This is a genomic window from Sphingomonas kyeonggiensis, assembly GCF_030812785.1.
Taxonomy (GTDB): Bacteria; Pseudomonadota; Alphaproteobacteria; order Sphingomonadales; family Sphingomonadaceae; genus Sphingomonas; species Sphingomonas kyeonggiensis_B.
In genome coordinates this window covers 827,970-846,121 of record NZ_JAUSTJ010000002.1, presented here as the reverse complement: position 1 = coordinate 846,121, position 18,152 = coordinate 827,970, and the positions used below count along the sequence as shown (strand labels likewise).

The window sequence follows — 18,152 nt, the reverse complement described above, 5'->3', positions numbered from 1 at the left end:
TGCTTTGCATTTCACGCCAGCCACTTGGCAGTTTGCGCCACGCTGCATAAGATTCGGAATGTTCCGGATGCACTCCGGGCATGGGGAGGGCCCTGCATGACCTCAGGACGTGCAGCCATATTGATGAACTATGTGTCGGTCGCCCTCGAAGTTGGCCTCGATCCTTATCGCATTCTTGCCGACACCGGCGTCAGCCCCTCCCAATTACGCAATCCGGAGGAGCGGCTGCCCAGAGGTGCGATAGCCTCCATCCTCGAACGTTCGGCGATGGAGGCCAATTGCCCACAATTCGCGATGCTGATCGCAGAGCGCCGCGACCTTTCCTCGCTCGGCCCCGTCAGCCTCGTCCTCCAGCAGCAGGAAACGCTCGAAGACGCGATCCGCACGCTGATCCGCTATCAGCATCTGCTCGGCGACCTGCTCACCTTCCACCTCGAGATCGAGGGCGACAGCGCCGTGGTGCGCACCCAGATCGTCAGCAATATCGACTTCGTGCCGCGCCAGGCCCACGAGGCAGTCGCCGCCATCCTGTCGCGTGCCTTCACCGAAGTGGGCGGCGACGCGTGGAAACCGGCATGCCTGCACTTCATGCACGCCGCCCCGCGCTCGCTCGAAGTGCATCACCGCGTGCTCGGCTGCCCGGTGATCTTCGGCAGCGACATCAACGGCGTGGTCTACAACCGCGAGGCGCTGCGCGCGCGCAACCCGAGCTACCGCTCGAACCTCGCCGCCTATGCGAACAGCTATTTCGAGGCGCAATTCCCCGCCGCGCCACCGATCTCCGAAACCGATCGCACCCGCCGCGCCCTGTATCTCATGCTCGCATCGGGCAACGCCTCCATCGAGAGCGTGGCGCGCCAGATCGGCATCTCCCCGCGCACGCTGCAGCGCCGGCTGGAAGCGGAGGGAACCGGGTTCAGCGCAGTGCTCAACGGCGTCCGGCGCGAGCTGGTGGTCCGCCATCTGCTCAACAACGTCCAGCCCGTCGCCACGGTCGGCGAGATGCTCGGCTATGCGTCGCCCGCGGCCTTCACCCGCTGGTTCACCTCCGAATTCGGCATGTCGCCCAGCGCTTGGCGCCGCTCGGCAAGCGACGATCCGCCGCCTCCGCAGCCGCCACCGGCGGAGGACGACCCAGCCCGTACCGGCTGGCCGGGGCTCAACGCGCCGCCGCCTCTGTAAAGGCAAAGCGATCACGCACCCGGTGGTTGAAATAGCGGCCCTTTGAGATCGCCTTCTTCATGCCCTCCGCGATCCGCGCCGGCACCCGGTGATAGCTGTAGCGGCGCCCGCTAATAAAGACGATGTCGAGCCGGTGTTCGGCTTCGTCATAGGCCCAGCTTCGGATCACGCTCGACGGCATCCCCCTTCAACGCGCAGCTAGCCGCACCGCTCCCCTTGCGACTCCCCCGCGCGCCTGCGATGTTCCGTCGATGCGCGATCTCGACACTTTCATCGCCGGGCTGCCCAAGGCCGAGCTTCATCTGCACATCGAGGGCAGCCTCGAGCCCGAGCAGATGTTCGCCTTCGCCCAGCGCAACAATGTCGCCATCCCCTTCGCCTCGGTCGAGGAAGTGCGGGCGGCCTATGAATTCTCGAACCTCCAGGACTTTCTCGACATCTATTATGCCGGCGCCGACGTGCTGCGCACCGAGGAGGATTTCCGCGATCTCGCGCTGGCCTATTTCGAGCGCGTGGCGAAGGACGGCGTGGTCCATGCCGAGATCTTCTTCGATCCCCAGACCCACACGCATCGCGGCATTCCTTTCGGCGTGGTCGCCAACGGCCTGCTCGCCGGCATGGACGAGGCCGAGCAGCGGCTGGGCATCACCTCGAAGCTGATCCTCTGCTTCCTGCGCCATCTCGACGAGGAAGACGCGTTCAAGACGCTGACCCAGGCCCAGCCCTGGCTCGACCGGATCGCCGGCGTCGGCCTCGACTCCTCAGAACTCGGCCACCCGCCCTCCAAGTTCGAGCGCGTCTTCGCCGCCGCCGCCGCGATGGGCCTCAAGCGCGTCGCCCATGCCGGCGAGGAAGGCCCGCCCGCCTATGTCGAGGAGGCGCTTGACCTGCTTGCGGTCGACCGGCTCGACCATGGCAATCGCAGCCTCGAGGATCCGGCGCTGATCGCCCGCCTCGCCCGCTCTTCGATGACGCTCACCGTCTGCCCGCTCTCAAACGTCAAGCTGTGCAACGTCGCCTCGGTCGACGTCCATCCGATCGACCGGATGCTGGAGCTTGGCCTGCGCGCCACGGTCAACTCCGACGATCCGGCCTATTTCGGCGGCTATGTCGCCGACAATTACCGGGCGATCGCCCAGGGCCGCGCGCTCAGCAGGCGCGACCTGGTGACGCTGGCACGGAACAGTTTCCTCGGTTCGTTCCTTTCCGATGCGGAAGTTGCCGCGCATCTCGCCAAGGTAGACGCCTATGCGGAGGAACACGCTTGAGCATCGTCTTCACCCATTTCACCCATGACGAGATGGTCGCGGGCGTCCATGCCATTGCCGAGGCGGCGGAAGCCTGGACCCCGACCTTGCTCGTCGGCATCGGCCGCGGCGGACTGACGCCGGCGGTGTTCCTGTCGCACCGCATGGGCCTGCCGCTGGTCTCGATCGACCATTCGACCAGGATCGCCCAGTTCGGCGAGGAACTGGTCGCGGTGCTCGCCAGACGGACCCGCGACGGCGACCGGCTGCTGTTCGTCGAGGACATCAACGACAGCGGCAGGACGATCGGCGAGATCCGCAACGCGCTGGCCGGCGAAGGCGCCATCGCCAGCCGCATCCGCTTCGCCGTGCTGCTCGACAATGTCCGCTCCTCGCAGCGGGTCGACTACCGGTCCCGCCAAATCGACCGATCGGTCGACAAGGACTGGTTCGTCTTCCCCTGGGAGGCCATGGCCCCGCGCGAGACCCTCGCCGTGGAGGCGATGGAAGTTCCCGAGCGACTCGCGTGACTTGCCGCAGGTCGTTCAGCCGCCGTCAATCGTACTTATGGCACGCTCCGTCGTGGACACATCCCTGCCGGCGCGCGTTCGTTCCGTCATCGCAGTGCCCAGACTTTTAAACTCCGGAGGAACCATGTTGAGAACTCCCAAGCGCCCTCGGTTCGCAGCGCTTGCTCTCATCCTCGCCGGCAGCATCTCGCTGTCCGCCTGTATGACCGCGACCCCCTATCAGCCCGCCACCGGTGCGGGCCCGACCAGCCGCAACGGCTATTCGGACACGCAGATCGAAGGCAATCGCTTCCGCGTCAGCTTCGCCGGTAACAGCCTGACGGCACGCGAGACGGTCGAGCGCTATCTGCTCTACCGTGCCGCCGAGCTGACCCTGCAGCAGGGCTTCGACTATTTCGTGCTCGCGGATCGCGATACCGAGAAGAAGACCGATGTCGTCCGCACGCCGGGCGCATGGGGCGGCCCGGGCTGGGGCGGTGGTCCCTGGGGCTATTGGAGCCCGTCCTGGCGCTTCTATCGCGGCCCGCGCTGGGGCTGGCGCAGCTGGGATCCCTTCTATGACGATCCCTTCTGGCGCGACCGTGACTGGGACTATCGCACCGTCACCCAATATGAGGCGATGGCCGAAGTGGTGATGGGCAAGGGCCCCAAGCCCGGCGACAATGTCCGCGCCTTCGACGCGCACGAGGTGGTCAATCGCCTCGGCCCGTCGATCCAGATGCCGTCGCCGAAGTAAGCGAACAAGAAAGCCCCTTCCGCTTGCGGGAGGGGTTTGGGGAGGGCCTGAGGTCCTCCCTTTTTTGTTTTCACCGGCCTTCCAACATCGTCCCGCGAAGCGACTCGTCAAAGTACACAAAGTACAGGCCAGGAGCGGGTTTTCGGGTCACTCAAGTTGACACAATTCCCGGCATCGCCGCGCATCTCGCAACATTCTTGCGAGCGCTTGATCCCATTTTTCCAACGGAATCAAAGAGCAGCCAGCCTCGAGGCTAGCCGCGCGAGCCGAGCAGACGAAATCCTACATTGCAAGGTTCCCCGACGAAGGCCGGGGAGCAAAAGGGCGCACACCCCGAGAATCATCGTCCCCGCGCAGGCGGGGATCCAGCGTTGCAGGCGGCGTTGCCCTTGGCTCTGGATCCCCGCCTGCGCGGGGATGACGGAATGTTGAGTGGGAGGGCCTGAGACCCGCCCCTGACCTCAGGCCACCTGGCCGTGGCAGTGCTTGTACTTGTTGCCCGAGCCGCACGGGCACGGCGCGTTGCGGCTGACCACGCCTTCCCACTGCGCCGGATCGGTGCCGAGATCCTCGGTCGACGGCTGAGGAATGCCCAGCTGCGACATGCGGGTGGTGACCAGGCCGGCGGCGCCGGCGTCATAGTCATAGGTGTCGTCCTCGCCGGTCAGCGGGTCGATATGGGTGGTCAGGAAGTCGGGCAGCTGCGGCAGCTCGGGCGCCGGCTCCATGCGGAACTGGGCGAAGGCGAGCGTGCGGGTCACGTCCTCGCGGATCTGGCCGAGCATGCGCTCGAACATCGCGAACGCCTCGTGCTTGTATTCGTTGATCGGCGTCTTCTGGGCGTAAGCGCGCAGGTGCACGACCTGGCGCAGCGCGTCGAGCATCGCGAGATGCTCCTTCCAGTGATGGTCGAGATTCTGCAGCAGGATCGACTTCTCGACCTGGCGCCAGGTCTCGACCTCGAGGTCGGCCGACTTGGCCTCGACCAGCTGGTCGGCGGCCTCGCGGATGCGCTCCTCGACCATTTCCGGCTCGATCTGCGCCTCGTCCCTGATCCACTGGTCGACCGGCGCGTCGACGTTGAGGGTGCCGAGCACCTTCTCCTTGAGCGCCTCGACCTTCCACTGCTCGGGATAGGAGCCATGCGGGCAGAACTCGCCGACGATCGCGTTCACCGTCTCGGCGCGCATGTCGCTGACGACGTCGCCCACGGTCTCGGCGTCCATGATGTCCGCGCGCTGCTCGTAGATGACCTTGCGCTGGTCGTTCATCACGTCGTCATATTCGACGACCTGCTTGCGGATGTCGTAGTTGCGCGCCTCGACCTTGCGCTGCGCGGTCTCGATCGCCTTGGACAGCCACTTGGAGCCGATCGCCTCGCCGTCCTGGATGTTGTTGCGCATCATCTTGGCGAACAGCGTGTTCGAGCCGAAGATGCGCAGCAGGTCGTCGTCCAGCGAGAGGTAGAAGCGGCTGAGGCCCGGATCGCCCTGACGGCCCGAGCGGCCGCGCAGCTGGTTGTCGATGCGGCGGCTCTCGTGGCGCTCGGTGCCGAGCACGAACAGGCCGCCGGCCTGCTTCACCCGCTCCTTCTCGGCCGCGATCTCGGCCTTGATCTGCTCGATCGCGGCGTCCTTGGCCGGGCCCTCCTCCATCTCGGACAGCTCGTCATGGACGCGGAACTCGAGGTTGCCGCCGAGCTGGATGTCGGTGCCGCGGCCGGCCATGTTGGTGGCAATGGTCACCGCGCCGATACGACCGGCCTGCGCGACGATATGCGCCTCATGCTCGTGCTGGCGCGCGTTGAGCACGCTGTGCTCGACGCCTTCCTTGTGGAGGAACTCGCTGAGCATTTCCGACTTTTCGATCGAGACGGTGCCGACCAGCACCGGCTGGCCCTTGGCCGAGTGCTCCTTGATCTTCTTGGCGATCGCCGCGAACTTTTCCTCGAGCGTCTTGTAGAACTCGTCCTCCTCGTCGACGCGCTGCACCGGCAGGTTGGTCGGGATGGTGACGACGTTCATCTTGTAGATGTCGAAGAATTCCGGCGCCTCGGTGGCTGCCGTACCGGTCATGCCGCCCAGCTTCGGGTACATGCGGAAATAGTTCTGGAAGGTGATCGAGGCGAGCGTCTGGTTCTCGGGCTCGATCGCCACGCCTTCCTTGGCTTCCACCGCCTGGTGCAGACCGTCCGACCAGCGGCGGCCGTCCATCATGCGGCCGGTGAACTCGTCGATGATGACGACCTTGTTGTCCTTCACGATGTAATCGATGTCACGCTTGAACATCACGTTCGCGCGCAGCGCCTGGTTCAGGTGATGGACGACCTGGGTGTTCTCGAAGTCGTAGAGATTGGCGCCCTGGAGCAGCCCCGCGGCCTCGAGCATGCGCTCGACCTTCTCGGTGCCGTCCTCGGTCAGCACGATGGTGCGCTGCTTCTCGTCCTTCTCGTAATCCTCGGGGACGAGCTGCTTCACGACGACGTCGACGCCCATGTAGAGCTCGGACTTGTCGTCGGTCGGGCCCGAGATGATCAGCGGGGTGCGGGCCTCGTCGATCAGGATCGAGTCGACTTCGTCGACGATCGCGAAGTTGAACGGGCGCTGCGTCATCGACGCGCGCTCATACTTCATGTTGTCGCGCAGATAGTCGAAGCCGAACTCGTTGTTCGTGCCGTAGGTGATGTCGGCGGCATAGGCCTCGCGGCGCTGATGGTCCGACAGGTTCGGGATGATCACGCCGGTGGTGAGGCCGAGGAAACGGTAGACGCGGCCCATCCACTCGGCGTCGCGCGAGGCGAGATAGTCGTTGACGGTGACGACATGGACGCCGTCGCCGGGCAGTGCGTTGAGATAGGTCGCGAGCGTGGCGACCAGCGTCTTGCCCTCGCCGGTGCGCATCTCGGCGATCTCGCCGCGGTGGAGGACGATGCCGCCGACCATCTGCACGTCGTAGTGGCGCTGGCCGAGCACGCGCTTGGCCGCCTCGCGGACGGTGGCGAAGGCTTCGGGAAGCAGCGCGTCGAGCTTCTCGCCGTTCGCCAGGCGCTCGCGGAACTTGATGGTCTGGCCCGAAAGCTCCTCGTCGCTCATCGCCGAGATCGCCGGCTCGAAGCCGTTGATCTTGTTCACGATGCTGCCGAGCGATTTCACATAGCGATCGTTCGAGGAACCGAAGAGGGACTTGGCAATGCCGCCGAGCATGGGTTTTCCAGTCTAAATCTAGGGTGGTCGGACGGGCGCGCCGCTGCGGTCGGCGCCCGTTTGGATGCGAGAACGGTGGAAACGGCCTCGCGGTTCAGCGGGCCGTGGAAAAGCTCATTCGAGCCGGCGCTCGAAGGGCAGGCGCAGTTCGCCAAGCGGAAGCTGCACGGCCGCGAGCGGGGCGGCCTTTTCGGGCCGCAGCAGCGGCACGGGAAGCGCGGGCGTCGCGCGGCGGGCGGGAAGCACCGCCGCCTGGGCCGCCTGCGCAGCCTGGACCACCGCGACGCCCTGGACCTGCCGGATTCCACTGCGATCGGCCTGACCGACACCGGTCAGGCTCGCGAGGAAGGCAGTCAGGAGAAGCAGCAGTTCCAAACGGCAAGTCTCTAAAACGGCACGGACAGTCATCCGTGCAATAGGCTGGGACATAGTGACTCGATTCGGCTTCGCCAATCGGAAATCGTCGCCTGTCTCAGACCGTTGGTCCTTCGGCGGGATCGCGCGGGGGTGGCGGTTCATGCGTCAGGTACATGGACACCGTCATCTCGACGCTGCGCCTGCCGCCTGGCTGAGCCGGATAGCGGAAGCCCGAATGGCAGCGATGGAGGACCAGTCCCAGCGGATCCTGCGCCGCCGCACCGCCCGCCAGCTTGCAGTTGGTGACATTGCCGGCGGCATCGACGTCGAAGCGGATTTTCCTCTCATAGAAGGGCTTGGAGGCTGGCCGGTCGATCACGGGTATCGCCTCGCCATTGACCATGTGCGCCTCGATAACCTGAACCGTCGCGCCAGCGCCCGACTTGCCCAGCAGCGCCATCATCGCGGGAGACACGGGCGCGCCCAGCCGGTTGCAGACGCCGCCCGTTGCCCGGCTGAAACCCATGCCGCGGCTCTGCGCCATGCAGCCGGCGATACGCCCGTCGCCGGTGATGCGGATCTGGTTGAAATAGAGCCAGGAGCCGAACCCGGCCTCTCCCTGGGGCAAGACCCAGGTGAAGGTGAAGGGATAGGCTCCGGCCACCGCCTTGCCCGCGGCATCGCGAGCCGGATTGAAGCGGGCCCGTGCCTGCATCAGCGTGCAGGTCGTGCTGTCCAGCACCGCCGAGCCGCTGGAGCGCGTGACCTTGCACGCAGTCGGCACGCCCTGCGCGTCCAGATCGAGACGGGCCGCGACCGCGCCCGCCTGCCGCTCCCACATCGCCGCTGCGGGATAGTCCTCGTCGGTGACCCAGGCCTGCGGCCGGCCGCGTGGCGTCGGCCGCGTCGTCGCGCCAGCGTCCTGCATCGCGAGCGCCATGCCCAGCAGCAACGTCATCGCAATCATGCATTCTCCCCGAAAATCCGTCGCGGCGAAGTCTGGCCCGCATCCGATCGCCGGCAACCGGATGCGGGATTGCCGGGATCAGACGCTGTCGGTCACTTCGCCGGCGCGGTGACGAAATCCACCAAGGCGGAACGCGATTCCGGGGCCTTGCCCTTTTTCTCGACGGGGACGGTAAAGCTCTGCAGCTGCTGGCAGACCACCTTGTCGATCCCCGGGCTGCCACTGCTCTGCTCCAGGGTGCACGCCGAGACCGCGCCCTCGTTGGTGAAGTCGAGGTGAACGACCGGCGCCTGATGATAGGTGGCAGGCAGCTTCTGCACGGTGATCGTCATGATCTTTGCCGGCGCGGCGGTCTGGCCGGCAAGGGCCAGCAGGGTAGCGAGAATCATCGGATGCCTTTCGAGTTCTTGGCGACTGACGCATTGCTATCACCCGCCGGGCCGATGTCCATGCGACCGGGTTACTTCGCCGCCTCGAACCGCACCGACACCATGCGGCTGTCGGGTTTCGCGATGATGGCGCCATCGATCTTGAACATCTCCACCTGCACCCTCGCCTGCTGACAGGCGACCGCATCGAGTTTCGCGTTTCCGGTGCTCGTCTCGACGGTGCAGGCCCGTACCTTGTCATCGGCGAATATCAATCGCAGCAATGCGGGCTTGGCATAGTTCTTCGGCACGGCCTGCAGTTCCACCCTCAGATCGATCGGCGTGCTTGCAATCGCGCTCACCGGGTTGGGTGTGTCCGTGCCGCCTGGCAGTATCCAGGTGAAGGTACCATTATAGTCGAACGGAATGTCCTTGCCGGCGCCGTCACGTGCCGGGTTGAAGACCGAGCGCTTGAGCAGCATCTCGCAGACCTTGTCGTCGAGCGCGGAATAGCCCGAGGATCCCGTCACGCTGCAGATAGTGGGTTTGCCGAGCGCATCGACGGCGAGCCGGAATTTCACCGCGCCGAACTCGCGACGCCGCAGTGCGCCGCTCGGATAGTCGTCATCCGTAATCCAGGCCTGCGGACGGCCGCGCGGTTGCGGCTTGCGCATCAGCGGAGGGATGGGCGTATCCTGCGCCGAGGGCGCCGCCTGCATCACCGCCAGCACTGCCAAGGCCGCCAAAACCATTGATCTTTACCCCCGCTTGCCCGAAGCGGTCGCCAACTTAGCAACAGGTCAGACCATGTCCATCGAACGCTCCCCGCTCGCGCTGCCCTTCCCTGCCCTGCCGGCGATTCCCGGCGTAACGACGCGGGTCGCTCGGGCGCGCTACAAGGCATGGGACCGCTGCGACCTGACCTTTGTCGAGCTGGCACCGGGCACCGCGGTGGCGGGCGTGCTGACCAGCAGCAAATGCCCGTCGCCCGAGGTGGAATGGTGCCGCAAGGCGCTGCCGCTGGGCACCGCGCGCGCGCTCGTCGTCAATGCCGGCAATTCCAACGCCTTCACCGGCAATCGCGGTCGCGCCGCGGTGGAGGCGATCGCCGCCCGCGCCGCCGCGCATCTCGGCTGCCAGCCCTCCGACGTGTTCGTCGCCTCCACGGGCGTGATCGGCGTGCCGCTGCCGATCGACAAGGCCGAGGCCGGGCTCGACAATGCCTTCACCGCCGAGCCGTGCGGCTGGGAGGACGCCGCCGCGACGATCATGACCACCGACACCTTCGCCAAGGGCGCGGTGACCCGCGCGGTGGTCGGCGGCAAGACCGTCCAGCTCGCCGGCATCATCAAGGGATCGGGGATGATCGCGCCGGACATGGCGACGATGCTCGGCTTCGTCTTCACCGACGCGGCGGTCGACCCGGCCTGGCTGCAGACCGCGCTGGGCGACGCCAACCACAAGACCTTCTCGTGCATCACCGTCGATGGCGACACCTCGACCAGCGACACGGTGCTCGCCTTCGCCACTGGCAGCGCGGGCAATGCCCCGCTCGCCAGCGACGAGGATGACGGCGCCGACGCCTTCCGCGCCGCGCTCCAGGATCTCTGCCACCAGCTCGCCCTGCTCGTCGTGCGCGACGGCGAAGGGGCGCAGAAGCTGATCGAGATCACCGTGGAGGGCGCCGAGAGCGACGCCAGCGCGCACCGCATCGCCATGTCGATCGCCAATTCGCCGCTGGTGAAGACCGCGATCGCCGGCGAGGACGCCAATTGGGGCCGCGTGGTGATGGCGGTGGGCAAGGCCGGCGAGCCCGCCGAGCGCGACCGGCTGGCGATCCGCTTCGGTGCTACCCAGGTGGCACGCGATGGCCTGGCCGTGGAAGGCTATGACGAGGCGCCGGTTGCCGAGCACCTGAAGGGCCGCGAAATCGAGATCGGCGTGGAGCTGGGCCTGGGCGAAGGCCGCGCCACCGTGTGGACCTGTGACCTGACGCACGGCTACATCTCGATCAACGCCGATTATCGGAGCTGATCGCGGGAAGGTGACCGCGGGAGGGCCGGGCCTTTCGGTTGCAGCCGAAAGGGCAGCATGCCAAAGGCGCGCCCGTCGCCGCCTGTGGCGACTCATCGTAGGAGGATCAAATGACCCATCGTCATGATCGCGATGACCTCCCCTGCTTTCGAGGTCACGAGTAAGCGTCGCAAGGGCTATCCGTCCGAGACGCGCGTGAAGCGCGGCCTGCGCTTCGTTCACGGAGATATCGAACTCGTCGAGAAGCTCGGCCGCAAGGATCCCTGCCCCTGCGGCTCCGGAAAGAGCTTTCAAGCGCTGCTGCCTCGACTCCGGCCGGTTTCGACGGCGCGGAGCGGCATGACTATTGGCGTGACTAGCTGACCGGCTCCCGGTCCGGCATGTGCCGGACCGGGCAAGCGGCGCTCAGAGCTGGGCTTCGAGCCACTTCTTGATGCCGCTCTTGGGCATCGCGCCGACCTGCGTCGCCGCCGGCTGGCCGTCCTTGAACAGGATCATGGTGGGGATGCCGCGCACGCCGTACTTGGTGGGCGCGTCGGGATTCTCGTCGATGTCGAGCTTGATGATCTGGACCTGCTCGCCCAGTTCCTCGGCGAGCTCTTCCAGTGCCGGGGCGATCATCTTGCACGGCCCGCACCACTCCGCCCAGAAATCCACGAGCACGGGCTTGCCGGACTCGAGAACGTCGCTGCTGAACTGGGCGTCGGTGGTCGCCTTGGTGGCCATGATACTACTCCTGATACGATGTCGGGGGTTAATTTATGTCGGCACTGCGCCGGGTCAAGCGCGCAGGCCCAAGCTTTGCTCCTTATCCGCGAAGCCCGGCTTGTGCGCGGCCAGCAGGTCTGGGGGCAGCAAATGGAGAGTCGGCCCCGCCACGTAGAGCAGCCCCGCCTCCACCGTGCGACCGGGAAAAATCACCGCGAGCGCAGCGACATAGGCGGCCATCTGGCGGAGATGATAGGGCGGGATCGCCTCCAGCCCGGCAGGGGCGCGGCGGCCGGTCTTGAAATCGATGACCCGGACATGGCTGTCATTCACCACCAGCCGATCGACCGTGCCCGAGACGACCAGCCCGTCCCCCACCACCGCGGCGATCGGGGCTTCGCCGAGGGAGTCGGGGCCGAAAAGCGCGGAAAAGCGCGGGTCCTCGGTCACCGCCAGGGCGGCGGCGACCAGCTCGGCGCGGAAGGCGGCGTCGGCGACGCCCCCTGCCCCGGCCAGCCAGCGTTCGGCGGCGGCGGGGCGGTCGGCCGGGCTAACCGACGGCAAACGCTCGAAAAGGGCGTGGAGGAGGCGACCGCGCTCGGCTGCCGCGCGCAGGGCCGGCGTGGGGGGTGGATCGGCAACGGCATCGTCACCCAGCGAGGAGGGCGCGAGGGGGCGCGGCGGGCGGGCTTCCTCGGGCGCGGGACGGCGCGCCCAGTCGGGGAGCGCCGCCACCACCGCCGGGCCGGCAGTGGCGCGGGGCCTGGCGGGGACCGGCGCCTGGGGGTGCAAGCCTTTGAATTCGCGGGTCTCGCCCTCGGCCACGCCCAGGGCATCGAGCGCGGCGGCGCTGGCGGCGTACCAGCTCTTTGCCGGGGGCACGCCCTTGGCCTGGGGACCCAGCGCGCCGGCTATGACGAGGCGCTCCTCGGCACGGGTGGCTGCGACGTAGAACAGACGCCAATGTTCGCTAAGTTCGCGCGCATCGGCATTTTCGAGGACCTCGCCGAGCACACCCCGCTCAGCGGCGCGCGGACGGAAGATCGGCAGCTTTCCGGACGCAGCGGACGGTTCCCAACCCAGAAAGTCGCGCGGGGACCGGGTCGGGTCCACCGTGGCGTCCGCCAGGATGACCAGAGGCGCCTGGAGACCCTTGGCGCCGTGGGCGGTCATCACCCGTACCGCCGCCTGGGGCTGGGCCGCATCGCGGACGATCTCGACATCGCCGCGATCGAACCAGTCGAGGAATCGCTGCAGGGACGGGGTCGCAACCTTTTCGAAATTGAGCGTCGCATTGAGCAACTCCTCGATCGGATCGCGGGCTTCCTCGCCCAGCCGGCGCAGCAGCTTGCGGCGACCGTCCAGCGGACCGGAAAGCAGTTCTTCCAGAAAGCGATAGGGCGTGGCGATGTCAGCGCGTGCGAGGAGCGCGTAGAGCGGTGCCAGGCGCTCCTCGGGCTGGTTCCTGCGCAGGTGCCGCCACAGTCCGCCACCGGAGCGGACCGCAGCGTCCATAAGCGCCTCCTGCGTCCAGCCGATCAAGGGTGACACCAGCAGCGAAGCGAGGGACAGATCGTCCTCGGGCTGGAGCGCGAAGCGGATCGCGGCGAGCAGGTCCTGCACCGCGAGCGGCGCATTCAGCCGCAGGCGATCGACGCCCGCCACCGGCACCCCCTCGGCATAGAGGCGCGCGACGATCAACGAGGCGAGCTCGCCGCGGCGCTTTACCAGGATCATCACATCCTCGGGCGCGAGCTTGCGGCCCTTGCTCTCCAGGTCGAGCGTGCCGATCCAGCCCTTGATCGCCCGGGCGATGTCGCCGGCGAGCTTGCGGGTGGCGTCGCTGACCCATTCCTCCTCGTCGGCCTCGCTGCTCCCCTCGGTGACCGGGGGCCAGAGCGTGACCGCGCCGGGGCCTGGCACTTCGCTGGCATGCTCCTCGGCGTCGGAAAGATCGCCCATGCCGGGCATCGGCAGCGCGCCGATCGCGGCATCGACGAATTCGAGCACCGGGCGGGTGGAGCGGAAGCTGTGGGTGAGCGACAGCTCCTCGACCTCGCGCGGCTCGGGCTTGTCCGCGTCGAAATCATAATCGAGATCGGCCTGGATCCGCGACTTGGCGAGGAACCGCTCGAAGGCTGCGCGGAAGAAGATCGGATCGGTGCCCTGGAAGCCGAAGATCGCCTGCTTGTAGTCGCCGACGGTGAACAGGGTGCGCATCGTCTCGGCGCGCACGCCCTCTCCGACGAAGAACTCGTCGGCGATCGCGCTGACGATCGCCCATTGCTGGGGATTGGTATCCTGCGCCTCGTCGATCAGGACATGCTCGGTCGCCTGGTCGAGCTTGAAGCGTACCCATTCGCCCATGCCGGGCTCGGCGAGCAGCGCGACGGTGGCGTGGATCAGGTCGTTGAAGTCGACCGCGCCGAGGCGGCGCTTGGCCCGCTTGTAGGTATCGGCATAGATGCGGCCGGCCTCCAGCCCAGACGCGAGCAGGTCCGCATAGGCCGCCTGGGTCTTCATGCCGAGCAGCTGGCCGCAGGTTTCGAACAGCCGCATCGCATAATCGGCATAGCCGTCGTCCTGCGGTGCCTGGCCCTTGCCGAAGGAGCGCGGCTCGCCCTTGGCGGTGGCCCAGACGCCGTGCAGCTCGGCAAGCCCGCCGGCGCGGGCTTCCGGGCCCTTGGCGAGCCAGGCGGCGATGATGTCGGCGCGCTCCAGGCCCGACTTGGTGCCCCAGCCGGCGCTCATCGAGGCGACCATGCGCAGGCTGGCGAGATCAAAGGCGTCGTCACCACAGCGCCGGGCGATCTCGGCATCGACGTCGCCCAGGGGAAGCCTGAGTGCCTCGCGGAGCCAGGGCTGGATCAGGACCGGCAGCTCGGCGAGCGCCTCCCCTTCGCGCGCGCAGGCCTTGAGGAAATCCTCGGCCTTGCCCTCGCCCAGCCGCAGCGACAGCGCGCCGACCGCGTCCACCACCCAGGCGCGATGGTCGCGCTCGGCATCGACGAGCATCTCGGCCAGCGCCTCGCGCGCCAGCACCGCTTCCTCGCGCTGGTCGAGCGGGCGGAAGCCGGGGACGAGGCCGGCCTCCATCGGGAAGGCGGCGAGCAGCGACTGGCAGAAGCTGTGGATGGTCTGGATGCGGATGCCGCCGCCGGGCGCGTCGAGCACCTTGGCGAAGAGCTGGCGGGCCTTTTCGCGGCCCGCGGGCGAGATGTTCTCGCCCAGCGCCTCGAGGTCGGCGGCCAGCTCGGTGTCCGATGCGCGCACCCAGCGAGCGAGCCGGCTGGTGATCCGCTCGGACATCTCCGCGGCCCCCGCCTTGGTGAAGGTGAGACAGAGGATCGCGCCGGGATCGGTGCCGTTCAGCAGCAGCCGCCAGACGCGCGCGGCAAGCACCTGGGTCTTGCCGGTGCCCGCCGAGGCGGACAGCCAGATATGGCGGCCGGGATCGGACGCGGTCTTCTGGTTGCCCTTGAGTTTGTGGAGGGGGCGGACTTCAGACATGGGGATTTCCGCCGGCAATTGGATTGAGCTTTTCCCCGGCGAAGGCCGGGGCCCAGTCTTGAAGTCGCGCGCCTTGGCGCGCCTTCGTCGCGCACGCCAAGTCTGGACCCCGGCCTTCGCCGGGGAAAGAAGAAGGTCGGAAGTGCCCGCGCTCAATCACGGCCATACCATTCGTCGCGGCGCATCAGCTGGTCGTACTCGGCATAGGGGGCGTATTCGGGCACCAGCTTGGCGGTGAAGGGTTGGTCGCCGGTGAGCCAGGCATTCACCGCCTCTGCGAAATGGTGCGCGGCGATGTCGACGAACTCCTCCGCGGGGATCGGCTCCTTCTTCTTCGGGTCGACGGGGCTGTCGACATAGCCGAAGCCGCCGGTGCGCGGGGAACGGGCGAGCGACCAATATTCGAAGACCCGCGCGACGCCCTCGATATCCGCGAACCCGCCGCGCTCGGCGATCAGGCCGAGCAGGCCGAGCTGGAGGCTGAACCCGGCGCGGACGGCGCGGGTGCTGGGGGGTTGGCCGGTCTTGTAGTCGACGATCGCCAGGCTGCTATCGCCCAGCCGGTCGATCCGGTCGAACTTGCCGCGCAGCTTCACCCCGGCGAACTCGATCTCGCCGCCCAGCTCGACCGCGAGGACCTTGCGGTCGGGGTTCTCGGCGATCTGGCGGGCGATCCAGTCAATCGCCTCCATCAGCCGCGGCTGCCACAGCGCGCGCATCATCGGATGGGTGCGCTCGTCGACCAGCATCGCCTCGGCGCGGGCGCGCAGCCTGGCCGGATCGCAATTGTCGAGTTCGAACCATTTCTGAAGAACGTCGTGCACCGCCGTGCCGCGCCACGCCGCACTGGGATCGGCATCGACCGGATCGAGCGGCATGAGCTTGAGCATGCGGCGGGCGTAGAAGGCGTAGGGATCGGCCTTGAGACGATCGACCTCGGTGACCGAGATCGCCTTGGGGCGGGCCTCCACCGGGGGTGAGGGCTCCGGGCGCTTAGCGGGCTCAGGCGCGCCGGGATTGTCGATCGCGTGGAGCCAGGCGGCGAGATCGGGCGCGCGGTCGAGGCCGCCCGAGAGCGCTTCGAGGCGGAGCCAGAAACGCGAAGCAATCGTCGGCGCGGTGGCATCGCGGCGGGCGCGGGTGAGGAGGACTTCGGGCGCGCCGAGCGCGCCGGCCAGGTCGTGCGCGGCGAGGCCGATGCGGCGTTCCAGCCCCGGCAGGCCCAGCTCGGCGCGGATGCGCGGGGCGAGCCAGGGATCGGGCGCGGGCAGGCCCGGCCAGACGCCTTCGTTGAGCCCGGACAGGATCATCAGGTCGGCGGTCTGCAGGCGCGCCTCGAGCTGACCGAGGATCGCAAGGCGCGGATGGCCGCCCTGGGGCGGGCGCACGGCGATCTGGTCCATCAGCGTGCGCAGCATCGGGGCGAGCGTGTCCGGATCGGCGCGGTGCGGGCCGTCGACGCCCTCGCGCTCGAGATCGTCGAGCAGGGTCGCGGCGGCACGGCCCTCGGCACGGCTCCACAGCCCATCGCCGCCGAGCGCCTGGGCGGCTTCGCGCAGCGCGGCGAGGAGGACGGGGATCGGCTGGGCGCCGGCGCTGAAGGCGGCTTCGAGCGGGGTGAGCAGCGCGCGCGCCTCGGGCCACCAGCGCAGCGCCGCCTGGCGGAGCGGGCCGTCCCTGCCCTCCTGCTCGGCGAGATGGCGGTCGATGCCGGCAAGATCGGGCGCCGGGCGCGGGCCCCTGAGGGCACGGTCGAGCAGGCGGGCGCCGTCGAGCCATTCGGTGCGCGCCTCCGGCATCACCAGCGGGTGCTTGAGCAAGGTCAGCAGCGGCAGCGGGGCGAAGCGCTGGGCGGCAGCATCGGCGAGCGCGAGCAGCAACGTGCCGGGCGGCAGGATCGAGAGCGGCTGGCCGGCGGAATCGTCGACCGCGATGCCCCAGCGGGCGCAGTGCGCGGCGACGCGGCGGGCGAGCGCGCGGTCGGGCGTGACCAGCGCGGCGGTCCTGGCCGGCGTCTCCAGCACCTGGCGAAGCGCGAGGGCGATGGCCTGGGCTTCCTCGGCCGGCGTCGCGACTTCGAGGACGCGGACGCCGTCGAGCTTGCGCTCCTTCTCCGGGAGCGTGGTCCAGCCATGCGTGAGCTCGGGCGGCTGCATCGCCGAGGCAATCGCCTTGCTGCGCGAGGGCGCGGCGTCATGCTCGCTCATCGCCCGCCAGGGATCGAACTCGCTGCGGTGGACGCCCATCCGCTCCAGGAGCAGCTTGAGGTGGAATTGCGGGTGGGTCTCGAGGTTGCGCTTGCGCCGGCCCGAGGGATCGGGGGCGTGGGGACCGAGCATGTCCCATTCGGCATCGGAGATGGCGATGGCGAGATCGGGGAGGACGACCATGCCCTGGGGCAGCCCGGCGACGACGCGCTGGAGCCGGGCGATGGCCGGCGCGCTGGCGGTGATGCCGGCGGCGCAGACGAAGCCGGCCGGGGGCGCGGTCTTCCAGCGCCTGGCGACCTTGTCGATCAGCAGGCGGCGGCGATCGGCGAGATCGATGCGGCCGAGCCGGGCGAGTTCCCTGGGCCAGCGGTCGAGGACGATCTCGAAGAGGTGGAGCGAGCGTTCCCAATGGGCGGAGAGCTCGGGGCCGAGGTCGAGCTCCTTGAGGCGGCGCGGCGGGACCTCCTCGATCAGCAGCTGGTCGAGCGTGGCGGCGAGGTCGCCGGCGAGGCGGACGGCCTCGGCGGCGTCGTGGCGGGGCTCGGCCTGCTGGATCAGCCGGGCGAGGATGAGCTGGCGCTGGAGCGGGCCGACCGCGGGGGCGACGGGCTCGGGGTCGCCGGCGGCATCGAACACCGCCTCGTCGAGCTCGGGATCGCCGACCGCGACGAGGCGCGGGAGGAGAAGGCCGCCGCCGCTGGCGCGGACGAAGGCGTCCTGGATCGCGCGCTTGGCGCGGTTGTTGGGGAGCAGAACGATGCCGCGGGCGAGGCCCATCGGGTTGTTTTCGCCGCGCCCCTCCGGGACGGCCCCGAAGCGCTGGATCAGCCCGTTGGCGAGCGCATCCGCGAAGGCGCGGTGCGGGGGGATGGTGTAGAGGTGGAGGGCTTCGGGCATGGGCTGGGATCCGGCTTAGCCGTAATCGTCATCCCGGCGAAAGCCGGGATCTCAGGCAGCAGGCGGTTCCCTCGCGAAATCCGTCATCCCGGCGAAGGCCGGGACCCATCTCCTGCAGAGGCGGCAAATACGACGGTGGTATTTGCGGATAGTCCGGGAGATGGGCCCCCGCTTTCGCGGGGGTGACGGCTGCTGTGTTGCGC

15 protein-coding genes are annotated in these 18,152 nt (G+C 68.1%); 6 read left to right on the top strand and 9 right to left on the bottom strand.

The genetic code is table 11. The features are described from left to right. Positions 1-96 precede the first annotated feature (96 nt). Positions 97-1,182, top strand: coding sequence for an AraC family transcriptional regulator (locus tag J2W22_RS13485; protein ID WP_307118757.1), 1,086 nt, complete (start codon positions 97-99; stop codon positions 1,180-1,182). On the opposite strand, the gene J2W22_RS13480 is transcribed toward J2W22_RS13485, so the two are convergent. Next, complete coding sequence (locus J2W22_RS13480) at positions 1,160-1,351, bottom strand: KTSC domain-containing protein (RefSeq protein ID WP_307118756.1); 192 nt, start codon at positions 1,349-1,351, stop codon at positions 1,160-1,162. The genes J2W22_RS13485 and J2W22_RS13480 overlap by 23 nt on opposite strands. Positions 1,352-1,433: 82 nt before the next feature. On the opposite strand from J2W22_RS13480, the gene J2W22_RS13475 reads away from it, so the two are divergent. The 3 genes from J2W22_RS13475 (at position 1,434) to J2W22_RS13465 (ending at position 3,695) form a co-directional block, all read left to right on the top strand. Next, a complete protein-coding gene (locus J2W22_RS13475; RefSeq protein ID WP_307118755.1) occupies positions 1,434-2,450 on the top strand; it encodes an adenosine deaminase in 1,017 nt (338 codons plus the stop codon). After that, positions 2,447-2,959: a phosphoribosyltransferase gene (locus J2W22_RS13470; protein WP_307118754.1), complete on the top strand. Its 513-nt coding sequence runs from the start codon at positions 2,447-2,449 to the stop codon at positions 2,957-2,959. Before J2W22_RS13475 ends, J2W22_RS13470 begins: the two co-directional genes overlap by 4 nt. Before the next feature lie 124 nt (positions 2,960-3,083). After that, on the top strand, positions 3,084-3,695 hold the full coding sequence (locus J2W22_RS13465) for a CC0125/CC1285 family lipoprotein (protein ID WP_307118753.1): 612 nt from the start codon (positions 3,084-3,086) through the stop codon (positions 3,693-3,695). A 461-nt stretch (positions 3,696-4,156) separates the two neighbouring features. Here the strand turns inward: J2W22_RS13465 and secA are convergent, their stop codons facing one another. From secA to J2W22_RS13440, 5 genes are all read right to left on the bottom strand, one after another. After that, the gene (gene secA, locus J2W22_RS13460) at positions 4,157-6,898 is read right to left on the bottom strand and encodes a preprotein translocase subunit SecA (RefSeq protein WP_307118752.1); all 2,742 of its coding nucleotides are present in this window, start codon (positions 6,896-6,898) and stop codon (positions 4,157-4,159) included. Positions 6,899-7,012: 114 nt separating this feature from the next. After that, positions 7,013-7,273, bottom strand: coding sequence for a hypothetical protein (locus J2W22_RS13455; protein WP_307118751.1), 261 nt, complete (start codon positions 7,271-7,273; stop codon positions 7,013-7,015). Positions 7,274-7,370: 97 nt separating this feature from the next. Continuing rightward, the gene (locus J2W22_RS13450; protein ID WP_307118750.1) at positions 7,371-8,222 is read right to left on the bottom strand and encodes an energy transducer TonB; all 852 of its coding nucleotides are present in this window, start codon (positions 8,220-8,222) and stop codon (positions 7,371-7,373) included. Between the two features lie 92 nt (positions 8,223-8,314). Continuing rightward, positions 8,315-8,611, bottom strand: coding sequence for a hypothetical protein (locus J2W22_RS13445; protein ID WP_307118749.1), 297 nt, complete (start codon positions 8,609-8,611; stop codon positions 8,315-8,317). Between the two features lie 71 nt (positions 8,612-8,682). Then, entirely contained in the window at positions 8,683-9,321 is a 639-nt protein-coding gene (locus J2W22_RS13440; RefSeq protein ID WP_307119584.1) for a TonB family protein, read from the bottom strand. 76 nt (positions 9,322-9,397) lie between these two features. On the opposite strand from J2W22_RS13440, the gene argJ reads away from it, so the two are divergent. Both argJ and J2W22_RS13430 read left to right on the top strand, forming a co-directional pair. Then, the gene (gene argJ / locus J2W22_RS13435) at positions 9,398-10,624 is read left to right on the top strand and encodes a bifunctional glutamate N-acetyltransferase/amino-acid acetyltransferase ArgJ (protein WP_307118748.1); all 1,227 of its coding nucleotides are present in this window, start codon (positions 9,398-9,400) and stop codon (positions 10,622-10,624) included. 123 nt (positions 10,625-10,747) lie between these two features. After that, the gene (locus J2W22_RS13430; RefSeq protein WP_307118747.1) at positions 10,748-10,987 is read left to right on the top strand and encodes an SEC-C metal-binding domain-containing protein; all 240 of its coding nucleotides are present in this window, start codon (positions 10,748-10,750) and stop codon (positions 10,985-10,987) included. A 42-nt stretch (positions 10,988-11,029) separates the two neighbouring features. On the opposite strand, the gene trxA is transcribed toward J2W22_RS13430, so the two are convergent. From trxA to addB, 3 genes are all read right to left on the bottom strand, one after another. Then, positions 11,030-11,350, bottom strand: coding sequence for a thioredoxin (gene trxA / locus J2W22_RS13425; RefSeq protein ID WP_307118746.1), 321 nt, complete (start codon positions 11,348-11,350; stop codon positions 11,030-11,032). A 54-nt stretch (positions 11,351-11,404) separates the two neighbouring features. Next, positions 11,405-14,842: a double-strand break repair helicase AddA gene (gene addA / locus J2W22_RS13420; RefSeq protein WP_307118745.1), complete on the bottom strand. Its 3,438-nt coding sequence runs from the start codon at positions 14,840-14,842 to the stop codon at positions 11,405-11,407. Positions 14,843-14,994: 152 nt separating this feature from the next. Continuing rightward, positions 14,995-17,949 (bottom strand): double-strand break repair protein AddB, encoded by a 2,955-nt coding sequence (gene addB, locus J2W22_RS13415; RefSeq protein WP_307118744.1) that lies wholly within the window; start codon positions 17,947-17,949, stop codon positions 14,995-14,997. Positions 17,950-18,152: the final 203 nt, after the last annotated feature.

Excerpts from the sequence above, each read along its gene's own strand:
- J2W22_RS13445 (WP_307118749.1), bottom strand. The coding sequence starts at position 8,611 with ATGATTCTCGCTACCCTGCTGGCCCTTGCCGGCCAGACCGCCGCGCCG.
- argJ (WP_307118748.1), top strand. The coding sequence starts at position 9,398 with ATGTCCATCGAACGCTCCCCGCTCGCGCTGCCCTTCCCTGCCCTGCCG.
- addA (WP_307118745.1), bottom strand. The coding sequence starts at position 14,842 with ATGTCTGAAGTCCGCCCCCTCCACAAACTCAAGGGCAACCAGAAGACC.
- trxA (WP_307118746.1), bottom strand. The coding sequence starts at position 11,350 with ATGGCCACCAAGGCGACCACCGACGCCCAGTTCAGCAGCGACGTTCTC.
- addB (WP_307118744.1), bottom strand. The coding sequence starts at position 17,949 with ATGCCCGAAGCCCTCCACCTCTACACCATCCCCCCGCACCGCGCCTTC.
- secA (WP_307118752.1), bottom strand. The coding sequence starts at position 6,898 with ATGCTCGGCGGCATTGCCAAGTCCCTCTTCGGTTCCTCGAACGATCGC.
- J2W22_RS13465 (WP_307118753.1), top strand. The coding sequence starts at position 3,084 with ATGTTGAGAACTCCCAAGCGCCCTCGGTTCGCAGCGCTTGCTCTCATC.
- J2W22_RS13430 (WP_307118747.1), top strand. The coding sequence starts at position 10,748 with ATGATCGCGATGACCTCCCCTGCTTTCGAGGTCACGAGTAAGCGTCGC.
- J2W22_RS13485 (WP_307118757.1), top strand. The coding sequence starts at position 97 with ATGACCTCAGGACGTGCAGCCATATTGATGAACTATGTGTCGGTCGCC.
- J2W22_RS13450 (WP_307118750.1), bottom strand. The coding sequence starts at position 8,222 with ATGATTGCGATGACGTTGCTGCTGGGCATGGCGCTCGCGATGCAGGAC.
- J2W22_RS13475 (WP_307118755.1), top strand. The coding sequence starts at position 1,434 with ATGCGCGATCTCGACACTTTCATCGCCGGGCTGCCCAAGGCCGAGCTT.